This window comes from Streptococcus thermophilus (assembly GCF_010120595.1).
GTDB classification, from domain to species: Bacteria; Bacillota; Bacilli; order Lactobacillales; family Streptococcaceae; genus Streptococcus; species Streptococcus thermophilus.
Genome location: NZ_CP038020.1, coordinates 1,599,484 through 1,624,097 on the forward strand (window position 1 = coordinate 1,599,484; position 24,614 = coordinate 1,624,097).

Sequence of the window (24,614 nt, forward strand, 5' to 3'; positions counted from 1 at the left end):
AAAACTAAAAAGGCTTTATAATTTTTGTAGTGGGTAAAACTACTGTAGGGATTATAGAGCTTTTTGAGTGTACACAAAAAGTCCCATAAGAACTATAATGAAAAGCAACCAAACCATCATTAGGAAGAACTTATGAGACTTATTAAGAATAACACAGAATTAATCGGAATCAAAGACCAAAATATCAACATTTCACTTGTTTTTGAAACTGACACTCATATCGAGATTCAAGCAAAACTTGATTACCCTGCACCATCATGTCCTCATTGCCATGGAAAGATGATCAAGTACGACTTTCAAAAGCCTTCTAAAATCCCTCTTCTCGAGCAAGCGGGAACACCAACTCTACTACGTCTGAAAAAACGTCGTTTCCAGTGTAAAAGTTGTAGAAGTGTCACGGTAGCTGAGACATCTATCGTTGAGAAAAACTGCCAAATCTCCAATCTAGTCCGACAAAAAGTTACACAACTCCTAACTGAGAAAGTGTCACTAACTGATATTGCAAGAAGACTTCGCGTGTCGACGTCCACTGTCTATCGTAAGCTTGATCAGTTTACTTTCAAGGAACATTATGACAAACTCCCTGCTGTTATGTCCTGGGATGAGTTTGGGTTCAAGAAAGGGGAATTGGCTTTTGTAGCGCAGAATTATGAGACAAACGAACTCATAACCATCCTTGATAATCACCGCCAAACTACTATACGAAACTACTTTTTGAAGTATCCATTGAAAGTCCGATAACAGGTACAGTTTATCACGATGGATATGTCTGGAGCTTATATTCCACTGGCTCGCAAGCTCTTTCCAAACGCAAAAATCGTTCTTGATCGTTTCCACATCATCCAGCACCTTGGACGTGCCTTTTTAAAGACAAGAATTGCAATTATGAACCAGTTCGATAAGAAGTCACTACCCTATCGAGCCCTGAAAAATCACTGGCGACTCTTCCAAAAAGACAGATGTAAGTTATCTCTCAACTCTTTCTATTTAAAGACTTTCCGTCAAACTTTAGTACCACATGAAGTCGTTGCGAAGACACTAGTCTTTTCAAAAGAGCTTACTGACTACTATACACTTTATCAGCTTTTGCTTTTTCACTTTCAGGAGAAGAGAGTAGATGAGTTCTTTGAACTGATAGAGGAAAATAGGAGCAAGGTCAATCATTATTTTCAAACTGTCTTTAGGACTTTTCTTAGACACAAGCAATACATCAAAAACGCACTAGAAACGGACTATTCAAATGCGAAACTTGAAGCGACTAATAAGTTGATCAAAGACATCAAACGTTTGGGCTTCGGTTTTAGAAACTTTATCAACTTTAAGAAGCGTGTCTTCATCACACTGAACATACATAAAAAAAGGACCTATCCGGTCCTCTCTAGATGTTAGCTTTTCGTCACCCACTACAGTTGACAAAGAGCCAATAAAAAAAGAAGATCCTCACGGACCTTCTTTATATTTAAGTATAACTTATATTATTTAACTGTGCGGATACGCATAGTATTTGTATTACCAGAACCAACTGGAACACCAGCAACAATAACAATGTTATCACCTGATTCTACAAGACCTGATTCAAGAGCAACACGCTCAGCAACTTCAAACATATCATCAGTAGATGAAGGTATTTCAGTAACAACTGGAATAACACCCCAGTTAAGCATCAATGATTTTTGAGTAAGTTCATCGAATGTTATTGCCAAGATGTCAGCTTCTGGACGGTATTTAGAAATCAAACGAGCTGTGTTACCAGATTCAGTAAGTGCAACAATAAGTTTGATATCCATTGAGTTAGTAGCATCTTTAACTGCAGATGCAACAGCTTCAGTTTTACTTGAGCGATCAAATGTTGATGAATCAAGACGACCATACTCTTTAAGAAGAGTTTGAGCGTTTTTATTAATTGTAGCCATTGTACGAACTGATTCAACTGGATATTTACCATTTGCAGACTCACCAGAAAGCATTGTCGCATCAGTACCATCGATAACTGCGTTAAACACGTCAGATACTTCAGAACGAGTTGGACGTGGTTTTTCTGTCATTGTTTCAAGCATGTTTGTAGCTGTAACAACAATTTTACCAGCAGCATTTACTTTAGTGATAATCATTTTTTGGTAAACTGGAACCATTTCGAATGGTACTTCGATACCCATGTCACCACGAGCGATCATGATACCATCAGCAGCTTCAATGATTTCATCGATATTATCGATACCTTGTTGGTTTTCGATTTTAGCCAACAATTTAACGTGGCCGTTTCCAGTTTCTTCACAGATAGCACGTACTTCTTGTACATCTTTCGCAGTACGTACAAATGAGATTGCGATAAAGTTAATACCTTGTTCGAGACCAAAACGAATATCAGCATTATCACGTTCAGCAAGTGCTGGGAAAGGAATTTTAGTGTAAGGGATGTTTACACCTTTTTGTTTAGCAATAATACCATCATTTTCAACTTCAACGATGAATTCACGTTTTTCAGCATCCTTGTCTACAACACGAAGACCAAGTTTACCATCATCCACAAGAACTTGTTTACCAACTTCTACATCGTCGAAAATGTCAAGTGCACCAGCAACGTTCAAAGCAATAACGTCGCGAGTTGATTTGATACCTTGTTTAGTAGCAATACGGATTTGTTCACCAGTTTTGTATGCATACTCTTTAGCATCACCTTCAAACAATTCAGTACGGATTTCAGGTCCCTTAGTGTCAAGAAGGAAACCTACTTTTTGACCAGCAATAGATTCAGCCATACGTACGACATCCATACGTTCACCTTGCTCAGCGTGGTCACCATGTGAGAAGTTGAAACGGAAAACGTTAGCACCTTCCTCGATCAATTGAGCAATGTTTTTAGCAGATGCATCAGGGTCAAGTTTTTCACTCCAGTAACCATCTTCACCAAATTTCTTGCCACCACGGATTTCAACCGCAGGACCAAGTGTAGCAACTATTTTTACGCGTTTATTCATGATATATAAAACTCCCTTATATTTATTGTCGCTTTTGCGACGGATTAACAATAATTAGTAGAACCGCTATTATTTCAAGTTAGCTAAAGAACGGTTAAGCTCTGCAAAATCAAGACGAGCTTTGTGTGGATTGTTTACGATAATTTTACCGTCTTCAGTAAGACTGAACAAAGCACCTTCTTCTGCTGTACCAAGGATTGGACTTTCAACAAGCTGTTCATTATGGATACCCACAGCAACACCACCAATTCCTTCTTTAAGAAGATCAACGGCATGTGCACCCATCCATGAAGCAAGAACACGGTCACGTGCAGTTGGTGAACCACCACGAATTACGTGTCCAATATTTGTAGCACGAAGGTCTGATGTATCTCCAGCTTCTTTCATTTTAGCTGCAAACTCTTCAGCACCCATAACGCCCTCAGCAAGCACAATAATGTGGTGAGATTTTTCGCCAGATTCATAACCTTCTTTAACTTTACGAACCACTTCGTTGATGTCATATTCTTCTTCTGGCACAATAATTTGGTCAGCACCTGAAGCAATACCAGCCCAAAGAGCGATATCACCAGCGTTACGTCCCATTACCTCAACGACAAAAGTACGTCCATGACTGAAAGCTGTATCTTGGATTTTATCCAAAGCTTCTGTTGCAGTTGCAACGGCTGTATCAAATCCAATTGTATAGTCTGTACCAACGATATCGTTATCGATAGTTCCTGGGAGACCAACTGCTGGGAAACCATGTTCAGTCAAACGCATAGCACCATGGTAAGAACCATCTCCACCAATAACAACTACACCTTCGATTCCATATTTTTTAAGTTGCTCAATACCTTTAAGTTGACCTTCAAGTTGGGCAAACTCGGGATAGCGAGCAGACTGAAGGAAAGTGCCACCACGGCTAAGGATGTTTTCTACGCGTTTGGCATCAAGTTTGAAGATATCTCCTTCAACCATACCGGCGTATCCACGGTTAATGCCGAACACTTCAATTCCTTCAGAAATTGCTTTGAGAACAACTGCACGAACGGCAGCGTTCATACCAGGGGCATCTCCACCACTGGTCAAAACAGCAATACGTTTCATTATTCCTGATACTCCTTTTATATATTTAACATTTTCATTATAACACAAAGAATTATAAATGGCTTTAAATTTGAAAAGTTTTATCGGTTTTTTTAACGTAAAACCGTTTTCAACACAAAAGGTGCTAATTCCCTACTGAGTTCTTCGTTCTTAGACACTTTATATCGTTGACTAACTATTGTTTCCTTGCTTCCCTGATAACGAATAACCACAGGAATATGTCCAGGATACTTGGATAAAATGTGAGAAACTTCTAAATCTTTATTATGATTCTCTAGTAAAATCCAGAAACGCTCAGTGCTAGCCTCCTCTATATTTGACAAAATTAATTGAAGACGTCCGTCGCGCTCTTGAGTTCGTCCTTCTAGATAAAAGAGACTACCTTCGCTTAACTTATCTTTGTGATAGAAATAAGTTTCTGGAAAAAGAGTGACATCCAGTTTATTCACCCCATCAAAAACACTTAGGAAAGCCATCTGGTCTCCCTTTTTCGTTCTGATAATGCGAACTGATTCAAGCTGGACCAAAACTGTAGCCTTACTGTTTAAAGTCAACTCAGAAATTGGTTGGTAGGGCCGTGATGCCATTTTTTGAGCTAAATGTAATGGATGTGTACTAAGTCCAACTCCTAGTAAATCCTGCTCTATACTGTAGCGTTCTGTCTGACTATAGTCTTCATACTCCACCCAAGAATAAGACGACTCTGCAAACAAACTCCCTAATTCATTAACAAAAGTAAAGAGGTTGCTTAAGTTTCCGATGATTTTCCGTCTATTAGGCTCAAAACGATCAAATAATCCTATTTGGATCAAAGGTGTCAAAATATCTACTTTTTGATATTTACTAGGAATACGTGTCAAAAAATCCTCTATAGAAATGTATTTACCATTTTGTTGGCGATCCTCAATAATCCAAAGTGCAAAATCTCTGGGCAAACCTTTTATGGTTTTTAGACCTAGTACAATCTTTCCATCGGAAATCTTGTCCATATAAGGAATTCTATTAATATCCAGGCTAGCTAAGGAAAAGCCATTTTCAATTGCATCCCTAATGTAATCACTTGACGAATAATTTAACATGACGTCATAGAATATCTGAGGATAATGCGTTTTAAAATAAGCTAATTGGAAGGCTAGGGATGAATAAGCATAGGCATGACTTTTATTAAAACCATATCCTGCAAACTTAGTTATCATACTAAAGAGACGTTTAGCAACCTGTGGGTCACGCCCTAACTGACGACTTCCTTCCATGAATTGTTCGGACATTTTGGACATTTCATTGGCATCTTTTTTAGACATTGCCCGACGAAGCAAATCGGCCTTTCCAAGGCTAAAGCCAGCAAATACTTGGGCAATCTGCATAACCTGCTCCTGATAAAGCATGATACCATAGGTAGGTTCAAGAATTGGAGCAACCACTGGGTCAATGAGATCTACTTTCTCCTTACCATATTTACGAGCAACGAAATTATCTGTATAATCGCTAGCTCCTGGACGGTTGAGAGAGGTTGTCGCTACTACTTCTTCGAACTTAGCAGGTTTAATCCGTTTAAGGAGATTTATAGCACCTGCCTGCTCGAATTGAAAAATTCCCTTTGTCTTACCACTGGCAAAAAGCGCTAGGGTTTGTGAATCTTCCAAGTCAATGGATTTGATATCGATAGCAATTCCCTGTTCTTCTTCAAGCTTCTCCTTCATTTTTTGAACAAAGGTCAAATTTCGAAGCCCCAAGAAATCCATCTTAAGCAAACCATTGGCCTCGACTGCGGAAGCATCGTACTGTGTAACCATCATGTCCTCACCTGCCTTAAGAGGAATATGATTGGTCAGGTCATCATCGCTCATCACGATGCCTGCAGCATGTATGGAGGTTTGTCTTGGCTGGCCTTCAATAGCCTTAGCAATTTCAAAAGCTCTCTGAAATTCCTGCCTCTGATTAATTAGCTGTCTGAATGACATATTTTTCTCATAGACAGTTGTCAAAGTATCTCGAAAAGATATTTTTTTACTGAGTTGGGATAATTCAAATTCCTTAGCTCCAAAACGTTTAAAAACATCTCGGATAGCCTGTTTAGCCCCAAAAGTTGAAAAAGTAACAATCTGTGCAGAGTGCTTACTACCATAACGGTCTCTAACGTAATGAAGAAACTCACTTCGATAAATATCAGGTAAGTCTATATCGATATCAGGCATACTATAACGTTCCTCATTTAAGAAACGCTCGAAAAGTAAATCATTTTTAACTGGATCAATTCCAGTAATATCAAGGACATAAGCTACCAAACTCCCTGCAGCAGACCCACGTCCCATTCCCATATAATAACCTCGACTACGACCAAAACGTAACAAATCCCAAACAATCAAGAAATAGTCATCAAAACCCATTTGATGTATTATTGACAATTCCTTGTCTAAACGTTCCTGATAAGCTGGTTCTCTTAACGCTTTACTATCTAATCCAGATTGAGCTAACTGACGCAATTGATCAACTGCTGGCATTTCACGATTAAAACGAGGAAGCTTGAGATTTGTATCAAATTGATAAGAGACGTCTGAAACAAGCTGATTCAAATTGTTTAAAGCCTCTGGAAGCTTACTATAAGCTTCTTCCATTTCTTTGGCCGAGAAAAGGAGCTGATTCATAGGACAGATGGATACCTCAGACAAGGACACATTTTGTGAGATAGCATGTAACGTCTGGATAGTCGAGCGATCTGCATTTTCAAAGTAACGCACTGTATGTAAAGGAACCACAGGATAATCAAACTCTTTACCAGCATCCTCAGGTCTTACCCCAATGAAAACTTCTGAGCCAAGACTCATCCCAGGCTCCCAGTCCTCACTTGGAAGAATTAGGGCAATGTCATTCAGATAGTCTGAAAAATATGTAAACTCCCGCTGTCCTGAAGACAGCTCTGTTGCCAACTTCATCAAGTTTTTATAGCCCTGATTATTTTTAGCTAATAGGCGAAAGGGAATTTTTCTCCCTTCATAGAATAAATTAGCTTCTGTTCCAATTAAAGGACGTAAACCATTTCTGATTGCAAGCTGGGCAAAATGATAGGCCGCATAGAGATTATCACGATCCATCAAACCAATGCTTTGATAACCAAGCTCTTTGGCACGTTTTACATAGGTGTTTAAATCTACAACACTGTCCATGAAGCTATATACTGATTTTGTATCCAATTGTGCAAACATGAAGGGCTCCTTTCAACATTATTTTTTGTCAAATAATAATTTAGGTTTCTAGAAAAAATTAAAGAAATCTATTCAAATAGTATTATATCACAAGTTTTTAAGCATATTAAAAGCAGAACCAAGGGTTCTGCTTTCTTGAAGACATTATTTTCTTAATAATACTCACCTTGACGGTAGTTCCAAGAATTAAAGTGGTCTGAAAGGTTCATCATAATTTTATCTATATCAAGACCCTTACGGATAACTACTGGACATGGTTCTACTGAACGGCTTCCCTCACCTTGTTCAGGAATTAATTTACCGCCTGCATCAACCATTGATACCATAACACCTTGTTCATAACGTGTTTCAACAGTTTTATCAGGCTGAATTGACGCAACGTATTCATCAGCTTCAATGACAAGGTCAACAGCATTTTCAATACGTTCACCAATACCTTCAACCTTACCACGGTTACCTTTACCTGAAGGGTTTGCTGATGAAGCATAAACCATTTTACCTTCTTTTTCCCACATTTCTTTAGCAATTTGCTCACCAGGTTTACCAAATTTAATAACGAAACATGATGTTCCACGTGCATCAGTCATAAGCTCTTCACGGCCATCACCAAATGCTTGGAGTTTTGCGTAAGCATCCTCACGCCACGGAAGAATACATCCAAGAAGAATGTCTTCATCCCAGTGCTTTTGATAGAAAGCATCAATTTCAGGAGTCAATTGTGCCAATGCACGCAACTCATCCATGCTTCCGCAAAGAACAACACCTGGTTTGTTACGGTTACGTTCTTTAGCTTCGAATTTACGTTCCAAACCAGCTTTATCGCTAGTCATAATAATATAACCAACTTTAGTTGGTGTAACGATACATCCACCTTCACCTTTAAGAATTTCAAAACCTTCTTGGTTAAGGTTACCATCCCATTGGACATGTTTAGTCATAATGTGTGTTCTCCATTTAATTTATAATACATATATTTTACCATGTTCATAGCTATCAGGCAAGTAATTTTCGGAATATTCGAAAATATAAGACTATTACTGCCAATAGCTTGGACGATGTTTTTCGTACTCGGTTATCAAATCCTCATACTGCATGGTAATCCCTATATCATCTAATCCATTTAAAAGTTTATGTTTCCATTCACCATCAATTTCAAAAGTGAACTCACCAACCGGTGAAATAATTTTTTGTTGTTCTAAGTCTACCGTCACTTCATCAGTAGGTTTTAATTGTTCCAATTTTCGACGTACTTCTATCGGTTGAACAATTGGTAACATCCCATTATTAAGTTCATTATTATAGTGAATGTCTCCGAAGGAACCTGCAATAACAACTTTAAATCCGTAGTCAGCTAGGGCCCACGCAGCATGTTCACGAGATGAACCTGCACCGAAATTATCGCCTGTTATTAAAATAGTTGCTTTACGATATTCAGGTCGGTTAAAAACAAAATCAGGATCCTCAGTGTATTTGTTATCTTTATAACGCCAAGAATACATCAAATATTTTCCAAAACCTTTTTTGTCAATCAGTTTGAGAAACTGTTTGGGAAGAATCTGGTCGGTATCGATGTTATCATTCATCAATGGAACTGTCGTACCGGTATAAATGGTAAATTTTTCCATGTTTCCTCCTTATTGTACTTCTGGCATTCGGCGAACATCAACGAAATGTCCGGCGATAGCTGCTGCCGCTGCCATTGCAGGACTACAAAGGTGTGTTTTTGCTCCAAACCCTTGTCGATCCTCAAAATTTCGATTACTTGTTGAAGCACAATGGACCCCATCAGGCACTTTATCTGGATTCATTCCAAGACACATTGAGCATCCTGGCTCTCTCCATTCAAAACCAGCATCTTTAAATATCTTATCCAACCCAATTTTCTCTGCAGCTCGTTTAACAGGTCTAGAACCTGGAACCACAATAGCTGTCAAATTAGGGGAAATCTTCTTACCTTTAACAATTCTGGCTGCCAACTGCAAGTCACTCAAGCGAGCATTAGTACAAGACCCAATAAAGATATACCCAAGATTAATGTCTTCTGCTTTTTGACCCGGACGAAGACCCATATAATGGTATGCACGCTCATCATTCATATCTCGAACTTCAGGGAAAGGCGTATCAAAATCTACCCCCATAGATGGATTAGTTCCCCATGTGACCATTGGTGCCAACTCAGAAACATCCATTCGAATGACTTTATCGTATTCTGCATCATCATCACTAACTAGTGTCTTCCAGTCAGCTACTGCTGCATCAAAATCCTCAGGAACACATTCTCGACCACGCATATAATCATATGTTGTTTGGTCTGGATTCATAATTCCCATTTTCGAACCAAATTCAATTGACATATTACAGATTGTCATACGTTCTTCCATAGTCAAACGGTCAATTGCCTCACCGCGGTACTCTACAACATAACCCACTCCACAAGCAACCCCATATTTAGCAATCAAGGCGAGAATGTAATCTTTTGAATAAATGCCTTTCTGAGGCTTCCCAGTGAATTCTACCAACATCTTTTTAGGTTTGACTTGCCAAAGTGTCTGTGTAGCAAAGACATGCTCAACCTCACTCGTTCCAATACCAAAGGCTATAGCTCCAAAGGCACCGTGGGTAGCTGTGTGACTATCCCCACAAACAATAAACTTACCTGGTTGCGTACGTCCTGTTTCTGGACCAACCATATGTACAATTCCTTGCTTATCCGAACCATGTGACGCATTGTCAATACCAAACTCAATGACATTTTCAGCAAGTTTATCAATTTGTGCCTTAGAAATAGCATCTCTAATATCAAAGATATTCACAGTTGGAACATTATGGTCAAAGGTCCCAAAAGTCAGATCTGGACGCCTTACTTTACGTCCAGCATCACGAAGACCTTGAAAAGCTTGAGGACTAGTCACTTCATGAATATAATGTTGGTCCACGTACATAAGTTGGGGTTGCCCCTCATCACCCGTAATTACGTGGCGGTCCCAAAGTTTATCGAAAATTGATTTTCCGCTCATAAAATACTCCAATTATAATCTAAGGATTGGTTAATCCGAAAGCTTCGTTAGGATAAGGTATAAAAGAACGACATCTATAACAATCCCTGAAAGCCAGCAGAACTTAAAGTACCATTTGTTAATTTTATGTCTAAATAGTCTCCCACCTAGAAAGGCACCAATACCACCAAAGATAATAGTCTGCAATAATAATGACTTCTCAGAAATCCGTCTCTTATGTTGAATAGCCTTATGTTTATCAAGTCCATAAACGGATAAGATGACTAGATTCCACACCAACAAAACACTTAGTAACACTAATTTCAGTGTCATGATTTTAGAGATTGCTAATAATAGCTGCTGTCATTTCAGCAGTCGAAGCCTGACCACCCAAATCACGTGTCAAGATGCCTTGATTCAAGGTCTTATCAACAGCATTTTCAATCAATTCTGCCCCTTCAGTTTCATTAAAACTTTCACGTAACATCATAGCTACTGACAAAATCATTGAAATTGGATTGGCAATACCTTGACCAGCGATATCTGGTGCTGAACCATGAATCGGTTCATAAAGACTTGGACCGTTTTCAGAATGACTAGCAGACGGCATAACACCTAGGGTACCTGGAAGAACACTTGACTCATCAGATAAGATATCACCAAAGAGGTTTTCAGTCACAACAACATCAAAGCGAGCTGGGTTGGTAATCATAATCATTGCTGCACTATCAACGAGCTGGTGTTCAAGAGTTACATCTGGAAACTCCAAAGAAACTTCATCAGCAACCTTACGCCACAATTTAGAGGTCGCCAAAACATTTTGTTTATCAATGCTAGTAACCTTTTTGCCACGACCTTGGGCAATCTTGAAGGCACGACGCATGATGCGACGAATCTCATCAGCTGAATAATCATTTATATCACGAGCCTTATCTTCCTCTAAAATGTGCTCACCAAAGTAAATACCACCTGTAAGCTCACGAACAACGACAAAATCTACGCCTTCAATACGCTCCGGTTTAAGAGGTGACAAGTGTTTCAAAGCATCAAAGATACGAACAGGACGGATATTAGCAAAGAGATTCAACTCCTTACGAATGGCCAAAAGCCCTTGTTCGGGACGAACTGGTGCATTATCATATTTAGGTCCGCCAATAGCAGCCAAAAGGATAGCATCTGCCGATTTAGCAGCTTCTAGAGTAGCTTTAGGAAGTGGATGACCCTCAGCATCAATACCAGCACCACCAAAAGGTTTAGCATCAACATCATAATCAAATTCAATTTTTGAAGCTACTTTATCCAGAACTCCAAGACCTGCTGCCATGATTTCAGGTCCAATACCATCACCAGAAAGTGTTACAATTTTTTTTGTCATGTTTAACACCTCTTAAGTTTGTGGAAGGTCACGGTAAGAAACTTTTCGTGCCATCTCACCAGCATTTTCTTTTTGAACCAGCGTATTCGCATTAATATATGCAATTGCTGAAGCTTTCAAGACGTCAAAATCCAAACCTGAAGCGTTGAAGATTGTATCTGTGTCCACATTTTCTACAGATACAAGTACACGTGCTTGGGCATCAATACCATCAGTTATGGCATCGATATTATAAGAAATCAAGCGGACTGTTTGATTGAAGAACTTATCGATAGCATTGAAGATAGCTTCAACTGATCCTTGGCCATTTGCCAAAAATTCTACAGCTTCCCCGTCTTCATTTACCAAGCTAACTGCAGCAGTAATTGTTTCATCAGGATTAGTTGTCAAGCGAAGATCTTGGAAATGGAAGCCTTCTGGATTTTCAACATTAGTCCCAGCAACAAGTGCACGAATATCAGCATCAGTAATGTCATGTTTTTTATCAGCCAAGCGCTTGAATTTAGCAAAGAGTGGTTTGATATCTTCTTCAACAAAGTCAAGCTCAAGTTCTTTCAATTTTTCAATAAAGGCATGGCGACCTGACAATTTACCAAGTGGAAGTGAGCTTTTCTTAACCCCAACCAACTCGGGTGTAATGATTTCATAAGTAAGAGGATTTTTAAGGAAACCATCTTGGTGGATACCAGATTCATGAGAAAAGGCATTCCCACCAACAACAGCTTTATTCTTAGGAATAGCGATACCTGAATATCGAGATACAAGTTCAGCAGTGTTGACTGTCTCATTAAGCACAATATCACTTGTTGCTTGATAGTAGTCTTCACGGATATTAAGTGCCACTGCCACTTCTTCAAGCGCTGCATTTCCGGCACGTTCACCGATACCATTCACAGTTCCTTCAACACGGCCAGCACCATTTTTAATAGCTGCAAGTGTGTTAGCTACAGCCATACCAAGGTCATTGTGACAGTGAGGACTAAAGATAATTTCACGATCTGATTTAACATTTTCAATGAGATATTTGAAAATATGACCGAACTCTTCAGGAGTTGTAAAACCCACTGTATCCGGAATATTAATATAAGTCGCACCGGCATCAACTGCTGTTTGAACAACTTCCAAGAGATAATCGAGCTCTGTACGAGTAGCATCTTCAGGTGAAAACTCAACAACATCAAAACGTTCACGCGCATAAGTCACATGTTCTTTGATAATCTCAAGAATTTCTTCTTTTGATTTCTTCAACTTAAATTCACGATGAATAGGACTTGTTGCAATAAAGACATGACATTGTGGGAATTTTGCATCCTTAATAGCTTCATAACAAGCATCAATATCAGACTTTACAGAACGAGCCAAACCAGAAACTGCTGTAGTAGTCATAGCAGCTGAAATTTGTTTTACAGCCTCAAATGAATCTGGACTAGCTGCAGGGAAACCAGCTTCGATTGAAGAAATTCCCCATTTTTCAAGTTGCTTTGCAATAGCAACTTTTTCTTTGATTGAGAAGTTAACACCTGGTGTTTGTTCCCCATCTCGAAGGCTTGTATCAAGAAACTCCACTTTACGCATAGACAATCCTCTTTCTAAAAGTAAAAACAATAGTAGTAAAAAAACATCTCACTCGGAAACCCAAGCGAGATGTTTTGAACTCCCGCTTGGTAAACCAAACAGGACTAATGCTTTTGCACTAGCCCTCATTACGCAATAGCAAGATAGTTGTAGTTGCGAATGTCATCTGATTTATTTCCTTTCGATGTATCTTGTTTTATATGATACATCTTTCAATTTCGAAAGTCAAGGAAAAAATACTGAATTGACTGACTTTTCTGACCGTTTTTTATATTTTTTTTCAGAAAAACAAAAAAGCTGACCAAAGTCAACTTTTCTAATTGTTCTTAATATCTACTTTTCTTAGCTTATTTTCCGAGGTAATATTCAGAAACAACGTTCAATTTTTCGTCAAATTCAAATACCAATGGTGGGAAGTTTGGAATTTCAACATCCATGATTTCGTCATCTGACAATTTTTTGATGTGTTTTACAAGGGCACGGATTGAGTTACCATGTGCACCTACGAATACGTTTTTACCATCTTTAAGAGCTGGAGCAATTTTATCTTCCCAGAATGGAAGGGCACGTTCCAAAGTTACTTTCAAGTTTTCAGCATCTGGAATTACTGAATCGTCAAGTGAAGCGTAACGACGGTCTTTGTGTGCTGAGTACTCATCATCACGGTCCATTTTTGGAGGCAATACATCGTATGAACGACGCCAGATGTGAACTTGCTCATCACCAAATTGTTCAGCAGCTTCTGCTTTATTTTTACCAGTCAAACCACCGTAGTGACGTTCGTTCAAGCGCCATGATTTTTCAACTGGAACCCAAAGTTGGTCAGAGGCTTCAAGCGCAAGGTTAGTTGTTTTGATCGCACGTTTCAATACTGAAGTGTAAGCTTTGTCAAATTCAATACCAGCTTCTTTAATCAATTTACCAGCGTCAATAGCTTGTTGAGTACCTTTTTCAGAAAGATCTACGTCAGCCCAACCTGTGAAAAGATTAGCTTTGTTCCATTCAGACTCACCGTGGCGAGCGAAAACCAATTTTACCATTAGTTATGTCTCCTTTTTATTTCGGGTTAAACCCATTTACTCTATATATTCTACCCAAAAAACATTGAAAAAGCTAGCAAAATATCAAAATTCTGTAAAATTCTACTGTTCCTTTCCTTTGCAAATTAAAACTAATCAGATTTTTAAGTCAGAAGCTTATACCTATCCATTATTTCCTTGTTTTAAGCCTTCTTTCATGCTAGAATGAAACGAAAATAGTAACATTTTACTTTGTGATACTTAAGGAGGATCTTATGGTTTCTACTGCTACAAAAGTTGGTAACTTTACGTTTGATAACTGTCTTATGAATGCTGCTGGTGTTTACTGCATGACCAAAGAAGAGCTGGCAGAGGTTGAAGCTTCAGCTGCTGGTTCATTCGTCACAAAAACAGGGACACTTGAGGCCCGTCCTGGTAATCCAGAACCTCGTTATGTCAATGTACCCCTTGGTTCAATCAACTCAATGGGTTTGCCAAATAACGGTTTTGAATATTATCTTGACTATGTCATTGAATTGCAAAATCAACCCAATACAAAAAACCATTTCCTCTCACTAGTGGGACTCTCACCAGAAGAAACACACACTATTCTTAAAAAAGTTCAAAAAAGTGACTATGAGGGACTCGTTGAACTCAACCTCTCATGTCCTAACGTTCCAGGCAAACCTCAAATTGCTTACGATTTTGAAACCACAACCGATATCCTTACTGAAGTCTTCTCTTACTTTACGAAACCTCTTGGCGTGAAATTACCACCATACTTTGATATTGTTCACTTTGATCAAGCAGCTGCTGTTTTCAACCAATTCCCTCTTGTCTTCGTTAACTGTGTGAACTCTATTGGTAATGGACTTTACATTGAAGATGAATCTGTTGTCATCAAACCAAAAAATGGCTTCGGTGGTATTGGTGGTGATTATATTAAACCTACTGCTTTGGCAAACGTCCATGCCTTCTACCAACGTTTGAAACCTGAGATCCAAATTATTGGTACTGGTGGTGTAAAATCTGGTCGTGATGCTTTTGAACACATCCTTTGTGGCGCAAGTATGGTGCAAGTAGGTACTGCACTTCAAAAAGAAGGTGTTACTATCTTTGATCGCATCACTAAAGAACTTAAAGAAATCATGGCAAAAAAAGGTTATGAAACTCTTGAAGACTTTCGTGGAAAACTGCACTATATTGACAGATAACCAAAAAGAGCTTGGATTTTTTTCCAAACTCTTTTTATCTTTATTTGAGGATGAGTTTCTCTTCTTATACGAGACTATCATCGTCTCGTTCATCCCAGACTTCAAAAGTATCCTTCCCCTCTTTTTGGGCTTGAATACGCTTTTGACGAGCTTCTTCGATCTGTTTTTCACTTGGCTTCATCAGTTTACTAATTGTAACAATAGCTGATAACTTAATAACAGTAAAAACCAAAAGAAAGATCAATACCACTGTTATAGTTTTCATAATTTTCCTTATATTTTTTGTATAAATCAATCCCCCTAAAAGCTTAGGGGGATTAACATTATTTGACTGCGTCTTTAAGAGCTTTACCAGCTTTAAATGCAGGAACTTTAGATGCTGCGATTGAGATAGTTTCACCAGTTTGTGGGTTACGACCTTGACGAGCAGCACGTTCACGTACTTCAAAGTTACCGAAACCAATCAATTGTACTTTTTCACCTGCAGCAAGGAATTCTTCGATAGAAGCAAAAACCGCATCTACAGCTGCTGCTGAATCTTTTTTTGTAAGCTCAGTTGCTTCTGCAACTTTAGCGATCAAATCTTGTTTGTTAGCCATTGTAACAATCCTCCAATTTATTCATAAGCGAATGATATTTCTAGCGCTTTAACAAGTATTATCTTATCCTAAAAGCCTTATGAGGTCAAGTAATAAACGCTAATTTCATCGCTTTTTTGTAAAAAGTAAAGCGTTTTTAATTTATTGTCTTATAGATGTCAAATTCGATACGGTCATTAACTAAATCGAAACTCTGAGCACGTGCTGTTATTCCCTTATCATTCTTCATAGACTGAATATTTAGGATAACCTTACCCTTCTTGCTATCAATTACAATGTAATCAGGAAGTTTTGTTGAACGTTTAATCATATTAAGAGCATCTAAAACAGGGAGCTTCAAGGTTCCTGCAGAGAGCTCAGACACTTGAAGAACGACAGCACCCGACTCACTTACAAGAGGCGTAAAGTAAACATAGAGGGGGACTGCGTGACCTAAGACCTTGTAACTACTCTCAAAAACAATTTTAGAATTAGTCACTTTGACCTTGAAACGCATCTTATCAGTAGAATAATCTTGAGTAAACCCTGTAAGTGACGCATCAAGCTCCTCTTTACTCATACTATACTTTCCAATTTTAGTAGCTCCTTTAGGTAAGGATACTGGGCTCGTTTCGACTGGTGTCATTATTCTAACCGTCACGACACTAATTAGAGCTAGATTTAAGGCTAAAAGTCCCAAAAATAACCATTTCCATACCTTACTCACCTGACCACTCCTTCTTTGTTTGGTTTATACGTTTCAAAATCGCATCTGACATAATTTGATAACCTGTGTTGTTGGGATGAAAATGATCTTTCTCAAATAGAACATCGTTTAAACTATCTTGGGATGATTTGGTAGACTGTGATGTTTCATCAGAGCTCGTCACTCCACCCTTACCATTAATTCCCTTATAGAGCAGATCGTTAACTGGAACAAAGTAGACATTGTCGTACTCCTTAGACACTTCTTCGGTAGACCGGTTCCAATTATCAACAATGGTTTGCATTTCTGTCATCTCTGGAAAATTAAGATAAAACGGATTGTAAATACCAATAATATAAATCGGTAATGTTTTATTTTCCTTACGAGCCAGCTCAATAATCTGTCGCAATCTCTTTTGATAGTCCACAGCGGCTCTGCTAAAGGTATTCACATTAAGATTGGTGATATTATCCTTAATGACATGAATCACATCATTTCCACCAACAGTCAAAGTCATCAATTTTGCCTTTTTGAGATCCCTTTTGATATCCTTCTTCTCCTGCATCCTTTTTGAGGATTTGATTGCTAGTGTTTCCTGCGATACCATAGTTACGAGGTGTCACTTGCCAATTAAAATCTGACTCTAAGGCCTGTGATAAAACAGGAACGAAGCCCTCTTGATTGCTGCTATCACCCACACCTTGAGTAAGTGAGTCTCCAATGGCCACATAAGTTACCTTTTCTTTTTTCACAGACCTTATCTTGTCAGAAATCTTTGATGACTGATGGCTGCTTGGTACAATAAAAATGAGTAGCCCCACAAATAATAGAAAAAGCAAGAAGAAGCCTGCAAAGCTTCTAAGTAATTCTGATTCTTTCAATTTATTCATAGCGAACCATTACGGCAAAGGCGTCTTCACCAGTATGTGTTTGAATGATGGAACCAGTCTCAAGAATTGAAATTGGAGCACCCAATACTTTAAGTTTCGAAGCAAGTTCATGTGCCAGCACAGGTGTTCCAGCATAGGAGACACCTATCTCAGCAACCTTGCGATCCTTGATAGCATCAATGTAAGAATCCAACCATTTCGTGAACGTTTTTGCACCACGACCTTTAGCAACAGTATTTAACTGATAGTCCTTCAATTCCATAATAACACGAATATTGAGCAATGATGATAAAAGCCCTGTAACACGACCAATACGACCACCTTTGACAAGATTTTCAAGGGTAGAGACACCAATATGAAGTTCAGATTTACTTTTCACTTCTTCTACATGTGCCACAATGTCCTCAAGACTAGCCCCTGTTTGCGCGAGTTTAGCAGCCTCAACTACTTGGAATTTTAGGCACTGATCTATAAAACCTGAGTCTATAACTGTTACATCAGCTCCTGAAAGGATAGCTCCTTGACGTGAAGCCTCACATGTCCCAGAAAGAGTATGCATAAGATGGATAGCTATAATTTGCTCTGCACCATCTTTAATCAATTTTTCAAATGTCTCAGCAAACAACCCTACTGGTGGTTGACTTGTCTTTGGTAACTCTTTACTATTCTTCATCATTTCCAGGAAACGACCTTCTTCACGAAGGTCACTATCTGAATAGATGACACCATCCACCATAACTGACAATGGAACAATAGTGATATTGTACTTTTCAACCAATTCCGGTTCAATCGTGATTGACGAATCGGTTACAATTCTGATTTTACTCATATTTCTCTCGCTTAAAACAATTTTTTTATTCTATTATAGCATGACTAGAGAGGTTTGCCCAACTCTTTTCTTAAACAGGTTCATCCACTTTTAATAAAGCTCTAGCTTGACTCAAGGCAGCATCAGTCAAATTATCACCTGCAAGCATCTTGGCGATTTCCTCAACTCTTTCTTCAGGTGTTAGGAGACGAACACGAGATACAGTTGTCTCGTTATCACTTTCTTTAGAAATAAAGAATTGATAATCTGCAATAGCGATTACTTGAGGAAGGTGACTGATAGCCAATACCTGACCATGACTTCCAATCTTATGAATCTTTTGTGCGATAGCCTGGGCTACGCGGCCCGACACTCCAGTATCAACCTCATCAAAGACAATACTAGTTTTATCTTCTTTTCGAGCAAAGGCTGACTTAATGGCTAGCATAAGTCGAGACAGTTCGCCACCAGATGCAACCTTAACAAGCGGTTTAAATCCTTCACCTGGATTGGTTGAAATATAAAACTCAACTTGCTCATTACCATCACGGTTAAATTTCCCCTTAGTAAAGACAACTTTAAAATCAGCCTTATCCATATACAGATCACATAACTCAGTCTTTATCTCTGACTCAAGAGCGTTTGCAATCTGATGTCGTTCCCTTTGCAAGGTTTCTGCAGACGCGAGTAAGTCTTTTTCAAGTTGCTTAAGCTCTTGTTCCATAGCATCAGAAGAGCTAGAATTTCCAGTCAATAGGTTGTATTCTTTACTTGAATTTTCGAGATAATCTAAGACATCATCAACAGTTCCACCATATTTACGGGTAATGGCATTAATCGTATCTAAACGGTATTCAATCTCTTGCAAACGCCCAGCATCAAAATCTAAATTATCTACAAGATCTCCTAACTGTTTAGTGACATCCTCAAGGACATAGTAGGCTTCTGACAAATTATTTGAGAGTTCTTTATAATCAGAATCATACTCTTCAAGAGATTGGAGATCATTCATGGCAGAACGGACATTTGATAAGCTTGAAAAATTTTCATTATCCAGCATAACATAAGCATTCGTTAAGGTATCAGCAATCTGCTTATGATTGAGGAGTTTATCTCGCTCCTTCATCAAAGCTAGATCCTCACCTGTTTTTAGAGAGGCTGCTTCAATTTCTGCAATCTGAAAAGCTAGCATTTCAATTCTAGCCTTATGCTCTTTCTCGTTTTTCTGTTTTTCAAGAACAGCTTTTCTTAGCTCACGGTAACGATCAAAGTATTCCTGATATTCTTTTTTTGCCTGAAAAAAATCCTTGTCACCAAAGGCATCAAGCATGCTTATGTGAAGAGCAGGTCTCATAAGTTCTTCTTGGTCATGCTGTCCATGGATATCTACCAAAAAGTTTCCGACAGCTTTAAGAATCGTTAAATTGACCATTTGACCGTTGATACGGCTAACACTTCGACCATTTTGGAAAATTTCACGGCGGATAATTAACTCATCTTCAACAGGAATCCCATTGTCTTCCAAGAGACTAACTAAAGCAGGATTTTGTTCAATTGAAAAGAAGCCCTGAATCTCCGCCTTGGGGGCTGAATGACGGACAACTTCGCTAGATGCCCGTGCCCCCAACATAAGATTCATGGCATCAATGATAATGGATTTTCCTGCCCCAGTCTCTCCGGTAAGAACAGTCATCCCATTTTCAAAGTTAAGAGAAATTTCTTCAATAATTGCGAAATTCTTTATCGTAATTTCGAGAAGCATGCTTCCTCCTATTCTTCAACCCACTTGACGATTTGTCCATGTAATTCGATAGCTGCTAATTCTGACTGAGCAACCAAAAAGAGCGTGTCATCATCAGCAATCAAGCTAAAAATCAAATGCTTGTATTCATCCAAAAGAATCTTTTTGATGAGACGACTAGTCCCTGGCTGAACTAAGATATTCATAAAGGCATGTTGTCTATCAATACGCAACAAGCGGCGACAAGCAACAGAAGATCTACCTACTCGTCTAGGAGCAGTTGAGAGCCCATAGATGTACGAACCATCTTCGGTTGGCACTTTGGTAATACCAATTTCATTGATATCACGTGATACCGTAGCCTGAGTAGCCTTCAACCCCTCAGCCTGGAGTAATCTTACCAATTCTTTCTGGGTCGTAATTTTATTTTCTTGGACAATCTTTCGGATTAACTCCAAACGATCTTTCTTCTTCATTCTTCTTAAACTCCTTATGTGCTTGTGCTACAACTTCTTTGATTGAAGTTGGAACATCATTTTGAGGAGAATCTGTCTTCTCCAAGTGTGCGAGAAATTCAATGTTACCATGACCACCTTGAATAGGAGAAAAATCCAGTCCTTTAACTGAAAAGCCATAGTCAACTGCAAAAGCTGTTACGGTTTCTAATACTTTTTCATGGATACTGCTCTCACGTACAATCCCATTTTTTCCAATTTGTTCACGGCCTGCCTCAAATTGAGGTTTCACAAGAGCAACAACTTGCCCTCCATCAACCAATATCTTAGCCAAAGCTGGTAGAATCAAATTAAGAGAGATGAAACTAACATCAATAGATGCAAATGATGGTAATCCCTCTGTGAAATCGACTGGTTCAGCATATCGAAAATTATATTGCTCCATAGAACGCACTCGATCATCTTGACGCAATTTCCAAACTAACTGATTGGTACCAACATCTACTGCATAAACCAGTTTAGCACCATTTTGAAGCATGACATCGGTAAATCCACCTGTTGAGGCACCGATATCAATGGTTGTCATATCTTCAACTGATAGATTGAAAACAGCTAAAGCTTTTTCAAGTTTGAGTCCTCCACGACTCACATACCTAAGCTTTTCACCTTTGAGCTTCAACTCTGTTCCATCATCAATTTTTTCACCAGGTTTATCGTAACGCTCACCATTGATAACATTAACAACTAAACCAGCCATAACACCGCGTTTAGCTTGTTCTCGCGTTTCAAATAGGCCTTGTTTATAAGCCAAGACATCTACTCTTTCCTTAAGCATGGAATCTTAACCTTTCTATGATTTTCATAATATTGTCTTGCTTGAAACCTTGGTACTCAGCCAAGTCTTTGAAAATGGCCTCAGCCTTATTTAGTGATTCCTCGAGAATGGCATATGATTTTTCCAAACCAAGAAGAGCAGGGTAGGTTGATTTCCCAGCGACCACATCTTTTCCAGGCGTTTTTCCTAAGGATTCAAAGTCAGCAGTCACATCTAAAATGTCATCACGAACTTGAAAGGCAAGACCAATCAAGCGACCAGCTTCTTGAAGATTTTCCATGACTCGATCTTCTTGTTGGGCCACAATACCAGCCGCTACAAAAGGAAAGGTTAGAAGCTTACCAGTCTTATTCTCGTGAATCTTAGCCAGTTGCGATAAATCAAGTTCCAGACCTTCACCTTTCATATCCAACATCTGACCACCAACCATACCGAAGGTCCCTGACGCATGAGATAGAGCGTGAATCAATTGAACACGAATCTCTGCAGAAAGCTCTGTTTGAGCTACAAGTGCAAAGGGATCTAAAAAGAGAGAATCACCAGCTAAAATTGCCGTTGCTTCATCAAATTTTTTATGGTTTGTTAGACGTCCTCGACGGTAATCATCATTGTCCATTGCCGGTAAATCGTCGTGAATCAGACTCCCGGTATGAATCATTTCAAGACTTGCTGCAACATCAAAATGACTGGGAGTTAACTCTAAACCAAATCCTTCAAGTAAATCCAAGAAAATCAGTGGACGGATACGCTTACCGCCACTATCAACTGAATAAAGAATAGCAGTGATTAAATCGCTTGATACTGGTGGGGTTTTCTTTTGATAAAAATCCCGTATAGCAGCATCAATTTTTTTTAGCTTGGTCATTAGGCATCCATTTCCATTTCTGTACCATCTGCTTGCATAACCTTAACAAGTGTTTTTTCAGCATCTTCCAAGGTCTTCTGCAAATCTTTAGACAATACCATACCTTTTTGGAATTCAGCAATCGCATCCTCAAGAGCAACATCACCTGTTTCAAGTTTTGTGACGATAGCTTCTAAGTCCTGTAAATTTTCTTCAAATGTTTTTTTCGTTGACATTTTTCACCTCTACTTCTAGTTGTCCATCTCTCATTTGGATTGTTAATTGCTCGCCTTCAGTAATATCTTTGATAGTTGTTAGGGGCTTATCATTTTTATTGACAATAGCATAGCCCCTGGCAACAATACGGCTAGTATCTAGAGACAATAGGGCATCTTGAGCCTTCTCTAGTCTAACGCGGTTACCATTGATAGTATTCTTAGTTGTGGTCACTAAAAGTCGCTGTAAGGACTCTCGACGATCTTGATAGTTCTTAACACGAGTCGAGAGATTTAGACCGTGTAATCGCTGTCTCAAAAATTCAGCTGATTTTTGTTTGCGCTCAAAATCTTGACTCATGAAGGTTTCGAGCCTTGTTGTTAGGCGGTCTAACTTTTGCAAATATCCATCATAAAGACGTTCAGGTTGCCTAAAGACAACCGATTGTGATAATTTGGCTAAACGTTCCTGATTATACTGTATGCGCCTCAAACAAGCTTGGTAGGCTCTGTTTTGTCTTTCGCGAATCCAAGCTAAAGTATCAGCCTTTGATATCGGGGTAGCAAGTTCAGCTGCTGCTGTAGGTGTAGCAGCCCTGCGATCCGCTACAAAATCCGCCAGAGTCGTATCTGTTTCGTGACCAACACTTGAAATCACAGGTAGACGACTCTCAAAAATGGACTGAACTACAATTTCCTCATTAAAGGCCCATAGGTCCTCAATTGAACCTCCACCACGGCCGACGATAAGAAGATCCAGATCTTCCCTCTGATTGGCTTTTTGAATATTTTCAACAATCTCTTGTGCCGCTCCGTCACCTTGAACCTTGGTAGGGAAAATCAGAATCTCTACACCTGGAAAACGGCGACTAACCGTTGTAATAATGTCCCGAATAACCGCACCACTAGGACTAGTGATAACCCCAATTTTCTTGACAAAATTAGGAAGAGGTTGCTTATGACGATCATCAAAGTAGCCTTCAGCAGTAAGTTTTTTACGAAGCTGCTCAAACTGGAGGGCGAGTGCACCAATACCATCCGGCTCAGCCTTCTCAATAATAAGGGAATATGAACCACTAGGCTCATAAATCTGCACCCGACCAACAACATTAATCTTCATTCCCTCTTCAAGATCAAAACCAATTTTTTTGAAGACCCCAGCCCAAATCGTTGCCTGAATGACTGCCCCTTCATCCTTAAGAGAAAAGTACTGATGACTCGGGCGTCGGCGATAATTGGAAACCTGGCCTGTCAAATATACCCTCTCTAAATAAGGGTCACGGTCAAATTTCATTTTCAAATATTTGGTTAAGGATGTGACCGATAAATAGTCTGACACGACAACTCTCCTTTATTAACTTGACTCTGGAAAAATCTAAAGACACTAAAAAAGCTCTGTAGAACCATGATTCTCCAATACTATCAATCAGCTTTTTAATTGTTTATACGATTATCTTAGATTATACCAAAAAAGACTGTCAAAAGACAGTCTCAACCACTATTGGCTAGTGCTTTAACATGATTAAATTAGCTTCTTTTATAGGTTTTTGAAACAACGTCCCATGAACCACTTGAACCGTCAATACCTCCATAGGCTTCGAGTTGTTCCTTAGTGTTTACTCGGAAAAGGAGGGCATCATTACCATACGCATCATAAAGTTGTGCATAAACCAAACCATCGTCATCATCTTTCCAAGAATAGACACTCCAACCTAAATTTTTATAATTATCACCAGTTGAGCCTTGTTCTTCAGCATAGGTAGAAAAAAACCAATCTCCTAACTGCTGATCAGACAAAGATGACGTATCAACTTGAGATGATTTACTATCTGATGATGATCCTTCCTTACTTTTAGCCAATTGGCCATTTTTCCATGGGTTAGTGACATTTTCGTTTTGGTTATTACTATACCACACTAAAGTAAGTAAAGGGATGAGCACTGCAATTAAAGCAATTCCTCCAATTACCCATCGAATTTTTTTAGGGTCTTTGAGTTTATTAAAACTCGAAACCTTCCTTCCCCTAGTTCTTTCAGTTTTACGACGTCTAAATTCGCTCACAGCTTTATCCTCTTTTTCTTGAAAGTAGTCCC

Annotated in this window: 22 protein-coding genes and 2 pseudogenes; 2 read left to right on the forward strand and 22 right to left on the reverse strand. The window is 38.9% G+C overall.

Features of this window, described 5'->3' with window-relative positions; genetic code table 11:
• Positions 1 to 132 precede the first annotated feature (132 nt).
• A pseudogene (locus E3C75_RS11305) lies at positions 133 to 1,382 on the forward strand (ISL3 family transposase).
• 93 nt (positions 1,383 to 1,475) lie between these two features.
• Here the strand turns inward: E3C75_RS11305 and pyk are convergent.
• The 10 genes from pyk to E3C75_RS08530 all read right to left on the reverse strand — a co-directional run bounded on the left by pyk (position 1,476) and on the right by E3C75_RS08530 (position 14,256).
• The gene (gene pyk / locus E3C75_RS08485) at positions 1,476 to 2,978 is read right to left on the reverse strand and encodes a pyruvate kinase (protein WP_084828872.1); all 1,503 of its coding nucleotides are present in this window, start codon (positions 2,976 to 2,978) and stop codon (positions 1,476 to 1,478) included.
• 69 nt (positions 2,979 to 3,047) lie between these two features.
• Positions 3,048 to 4,067, reverse strand: a complete 1,020-nt coding sequence (gene pfkA, locus E3C75_RS08490) for a 6-phosphofructokinase (RefSeq protein ID WP_084828873.1) — start codon at positions 4,065 to 4,067, stop codon at positions 3,048 to 3,050.
• A 92-nt stretch (positions 4,068 to 4,159) separates the two neighbouring features.
• Positions 4,160 to 7,270, reverse strand: a complete 3,111-nt coding sequence (locus E3C75_RS08495) for a DNA polymerase III subunit alpha (protein WP_011681244.1) — start codon at positions 7,268 to 7,270, stop codon at positions 4,160 to 4,162.
• A gap of 152 nt (positions 7,271 to 7,422) precedes the next feature.
• Entirely contained in the window at positions 7,423 to 8,208 is a 786-nt protein-coding gene (locus tag E3C75_RS08500) for an L-threonylcarbamoyladenylate synthase (protein ID WP_002950974.1), read from the reverse strand.
• Between the two features lie 96 nt (positions 8,209 to 8,304).
• Complete coding sequence (gene leuD / locus E3C75_RS08505; RefSeq protein ID WP_011226115.1) at positions 8,305 to 8,895, reverse strand: 3-isopropylmalate dehydratase small subunit; 591 nt, start codon at positions 8,893 to 8,895, stop codon at positions 8,305 to 8,307.
• 9 nt (positions 8,896 to 8,904) lie between these two features.
• Positions 8,905 to 10,287, reverse strand: a complete 1,383-nt coding sequence (gene leuC / locus E3C75_RS08510) for a 3-isopropylmalate dehydratase large subunit (protein ID WP_011681245.1) — start codon at positions 10,285 to 10,287, stop codon at positions 8,905 to 8,907.
• A 30-nt stretch (positions 10,288 to 10,317) separates the two neighbouring features.
• Positions 10,318 to 10,599: a DUF1294 domain-containing protein gene (locus tag E3C75_RS08515; protein ID WP_011681246.1), complete on the reverse strand. Its 282-nt coding sequence runs from the start codon at positions 10,597 to 10,599 to the stop codon at positions 10,318 to 10,320.
• Positions 10,600 to 10,603: 4 nt separating this feature from the next.
• Positions 10,604 to 11,641 carry a 3-isopropylmalate dehydrogenase gene (gene leuB, locus E3C75_RS08520; protein WP_011681247.1) on the reverse strand — a complete coding sequence of 346 codons (1,038 nt, stop codon included), beginning with the start codon at positions 11,639 to 11,641 and terminating at the stop codon, positions 10,604 to 10,606.
• Positions 11,642 to 11,653: 12 nt separating this feature from the next.
• Positions 11,654 to 13,216, reverse strand: coding sequence for a 2-isopropylmalate synthase (locus E3C75_RS08525; protein ID WP_064355864.1), 1,563 nt, complete (start codon positions 13,214 to 13,216; stop codon positions 11,654 to 11,656).
• Between the two features lie 347 nt (positions 13,217 to 13,563).
• Entirely contained in the window at positions 13,564 to 14,256 is a 693-nt protein-coding gene (locus E3C75_RS08530; protein WP_011226119.1) for a phosphoglycerate mutase, read from the reverse strand.
• A 254-nt stretch (positions 14,257 to 14,510) separates the two neighbouring features.
• On the opposite strand from E3C75_RS08530, the gene E3C75_RS08535 reads away from it, so the two are divergent.
• Positions 14,511 to 15,449 (forward strand): dihydroorotate oxidase, encoded by a 939-nt coding sequence (locus E3C75_RS08535; RefSeq protein ID WP_002950994.1) that lies wholly within the window; start codon positions 14,511 to 14,513, stop codon positions 15,447 to 15,449.
• A gap of 64 nt (positions 15,450 to 15,513) precedes the next feature.
• Here the strand turns inward: E3C75_RS08535 and E3C75_RS08540 are convergent, their stop codons facing one another.
• From E3C75_RS08540 to E3C75_RS11765, 12 genes and pseudogenes are all read right to left on the reverse strand, one after another.
• Positions 15,514 to 15,714 carry a hypothetical protein gene (locus tag E3C75_RS08540; RefSeq protein WP_011681249.1) on the reverse strand — a complete coding sequence of 67 codons (201 nt, stop codon included), beginning with the start codon at positions 15,712 to 15,714 and terminating at the stop codon, positions 15,514 to 15,516.
• A 58-nt stretch (positions 15,715 to 15,772) separates the two neighbouring features.
• Complete coding sequence (locus tag E3C75_RS08545) at positions 15,773 to 16,048, reverse strand: HU family DNA-binding protein (RefSeq protein WP_002950996.1); 276 nt, start codon at positions 16,046 to 16,048, stop codon at positions 15,773 to 15,775.
• Positions 16,049 to 16,184: 136 nt separating this feature from the next.
• A complete protein-coding gene (locus E3C75_RS08550) occupies positions 16,185 to 16,754 on the reverse strand; it encodes a YpmS family protein (RefSeq protein WP_111679626.1) in 570 nt (189 codons plus the stop codon).
• Positions 16,747 to 17,623: pseudogene (locus tag E3C75_RS08555) on the reverse strand (SGNH/GDSL hydrolase family protein). Before E3C75_RS08555 ends, E3C75_RS08550 begins: the two are co-directional and overlap by 8 nt.
• Positions 17,616 to 18,452 (reverse strand): DegV family protein, encoded by an 837-nt coding sequence (locus E3C75_RS08560; RefSeq protein WP_100262519.1) that lies wholly within the window; start codon positions 18,450 to 18,452, stop codon positions 17,616 to 17,618. The pseudogene E3C75_RS08555 and the gene E3C75_RS08560 overlap by 8 nt, the downstream one beginning before the upstream one ends.
• Before the next feature lie 70 nt (positions 18,453 to 18,522).
• A complete protein-coding gene (recN, locus tag E3C75_RS08565; RefSeq protein WP_100262520.1) occupies positions 18,523 to 20,193 on the reverse strand; it encodes a DNA repair protein RecN in 1,671 nt (556 codons plus the stop codon).
• Between the two features lie 8 nt (positions 20,194 to 20,201).
• Positions 20,202 to 20,648, reverse strand: coding sequence for an arginine repressor (locus E3C75_RS08570; protein WP_011681252.1), 447 nt, complete (start codon positions 20,646 to 20,648; stop codon positions 20,202 to 20,204).
• Positions 20,596 to 21,462, reverse strand: a complete 867-nt coding sequence (locus E3C75_RS08575; protein ID WP_082308995.1) for a TlyA family RNA methyltransferase — start codon at positions 21,460 to 21,462, stop codon at positions 20,596 to 20,598. The genes E3C75_RS08570 and E3C75_RS08575 overlap by 53 nt, the downstream gene beginning before the upstream one ends.
• Positions 21,455 to 22,327 (reverse strand): polyprenyl synthetase family protein, encoded by an 873-nt coding sequence (locus tag E3C75_RS08580; protein ID WP_022096738.1) that lies wholly within the window; start codon positions 22,325 to 22,327, stop codon positions 21,455 to 21,457. The genes E3C75_RS08575 and E3C75_RS08580 overlap by 8 nt, the downstream gene beginning before the upstream one ends.
• The gene (locus E3C75_RS08585) at positions 22,327 to 22,542 is read right to left on the reverse strand and encodes an exodeoxyribonuclease VII small subunit (RefSeq protein WP_002951008.1); all 216 of its coding nucleotides are present in this window, start codon (positions 22,540 to 22,542) and stop codon (positions 22,327 to 22,329) included. Before E3C75_RS08585 ends, E3C75_RS08580 begins: the two co-directional genes overlap by 1 nt.
• Positions 22,520 to 23,860, reverse strand: coding sequence for an exodeoxyribonuclease VII large subunit (gene xseA, locus E3C75_RS08590; protein WP_082308996.1), 1,341 nt, complete (start codon positions 23,858 to 23,860; stop codon positions 22,520 to 22,522). The genes E3C75_RS08585 and xseA overlap by 23 nt, the downstream gene beginning before the upstream one ends.
• Positions 23,861 to 24,048: 188 nt before the next feature.
• Positions 24,049 to 24,582, reverse strand: a complete 534-nt coding sequence (locus E3C75_RS11765) for a hypothetical protein (protein ID WP_223899692.1) — start codon at positions 24,580 to 24,582, stop codon at positions 24,049 to 24,051.
• Between the last annotated feature and the right edge of the window lie 32 nt (positions 24,583 to 24,614).

Excerpts from the sequence above, each read along its gene's own strand:
- pyk (WP_084828872.1), bottom strand. The coding sequence starts at position 2,978 with ATGAATAAACGCGTAAAAATAGTTGCTACACTTGGTCCTGCGGTTGAA.
- pfkA (WP_084828873.1), bottom strand. The coding sequence starts at position 4,067 with ATGAAACGTATTGCTGTTTTGACCAGTGGTGGAGATGCCCCTGGTATG.
- E3C75_RS08495 (WP_011681244.1), bottom strand. The coding sequence starts at position 7,270 with ATGTTTGCACAATTGGATACAAAATCAGTATATAGCTTCATGGACAGT.
- E3C75_RS08500 (WP_002950974.1), bottom strand. The coding sequence starts at position 8,208 with ATGACTAAACATGTCCAATGGGATGGTAACCTTAACCAAGAAGGTTTT.
- leuD (WP_011226115.1), bottom strand. The coding sequence starts at position 8,895 with ATGGAAAAATTTACCATTTATACCGGTACGACAGTTCCATTGATGAAT.
- leuC (WP_011681245.1), bottom strand. The coding sequence starts at position 10,287 with ATGAGCGGAAAATCAATTTTCGATAAACTTTGGGACCGCCACGTAATT.
- E3C75_RS08515 (WP_011681246.1), bottom strand. The coding sequence starts at position 10,599 with ATGACACTGAAATTAGTGTTACTAAGTGTTTTGTTGGTGTGGAATCTA.
- leuB (WP_011681247.1), bottom strand. The coding sequence starts at position 11,641 with ATGACAAAAAAAATTGTAACACTTTCTGGTGATGGTATTGGACCTGAA.
- E3C75_RS08525 (WP_064355864.1), bottom strand. The coding sequence starts at position 13,216 with ATGCGTAAAGTGGAGTTTCTTGATACAAGCCTTCGAGATGGGGAACAA.
- E3C75_RS08530 (WP_011226119.1), bottom strand. The coding sequence starts at position 14,256 with ATGGTAAAATTGGTTTTCGCTCGCCACGGTGAGTCTGAATGGAACAAA.
- E3C75_RS08535 (WP_002950994.1), top strand. The coding sequence starts at position 14,511 with ATGGTTTCTACTGCTACAAAAGTTGGTAACTTTACGTTTGATAACTGT.
- E3C75_RS08540 (WP_011681249.1), bottom strand. The coding sequence starts at position 15,714 with ATGAAAACTATAACAGTGGTATTGATCTTTCTTTTGGTTTTTACTGTT.
- E3C75_RS08545 (WP_002950996.1), bottom strand. The coding sequence starts at position 16,048 with ATGGCTAACAAACAAGATTTGATCGCTAAAGTTGCAGAAGCAACTGAG.
- E3C75_RS08560 (WP_100262519.1), bottom strand. The coding sequence starts at position 18,452 with ATGAGTAAAATCAGAATTGTAACCGATTCGTCAATCACGATTGAACCG.
- recN (WP_100262520.1), bottom strand. The coding sequence starts at position 20,193 with ATGCTTCTCGAAATTACGATAAAGAATTTCGCAATTATTGAAGAAATT.
- E3C75_RS08570 (WP_011681252.1), bottom strand. The coding sequence starts at position 20,648 with ATGAAGAAGAAAGATCGTTTGGAGTTAATCCGAAAGATTGTCCAAGAA.
- E3C75_RS08575 (WP_082308995.1), bottom strand. The coding sequence starts at position 21,462 with ATGCTTAAGGAAAGAGTAGATGTCTTGGCTTATAAACAAGGCCTATTT.
- E3C75_RS08580 (WP_022096738.1), bottom strand. The coding sequence starts at position 22,327 with ATGACCAAGCTAAAAAAAATTGATGCTGCTATACGGGATTTTTATCAA.
- E3C75_RS08585 (WP_002951008.1), bottom strand. The coding sequence starts at position 22,542 with ATGTCAACGAAAAAAACATTTGAAGAAAATTTACAGGACTTAGAAGCT.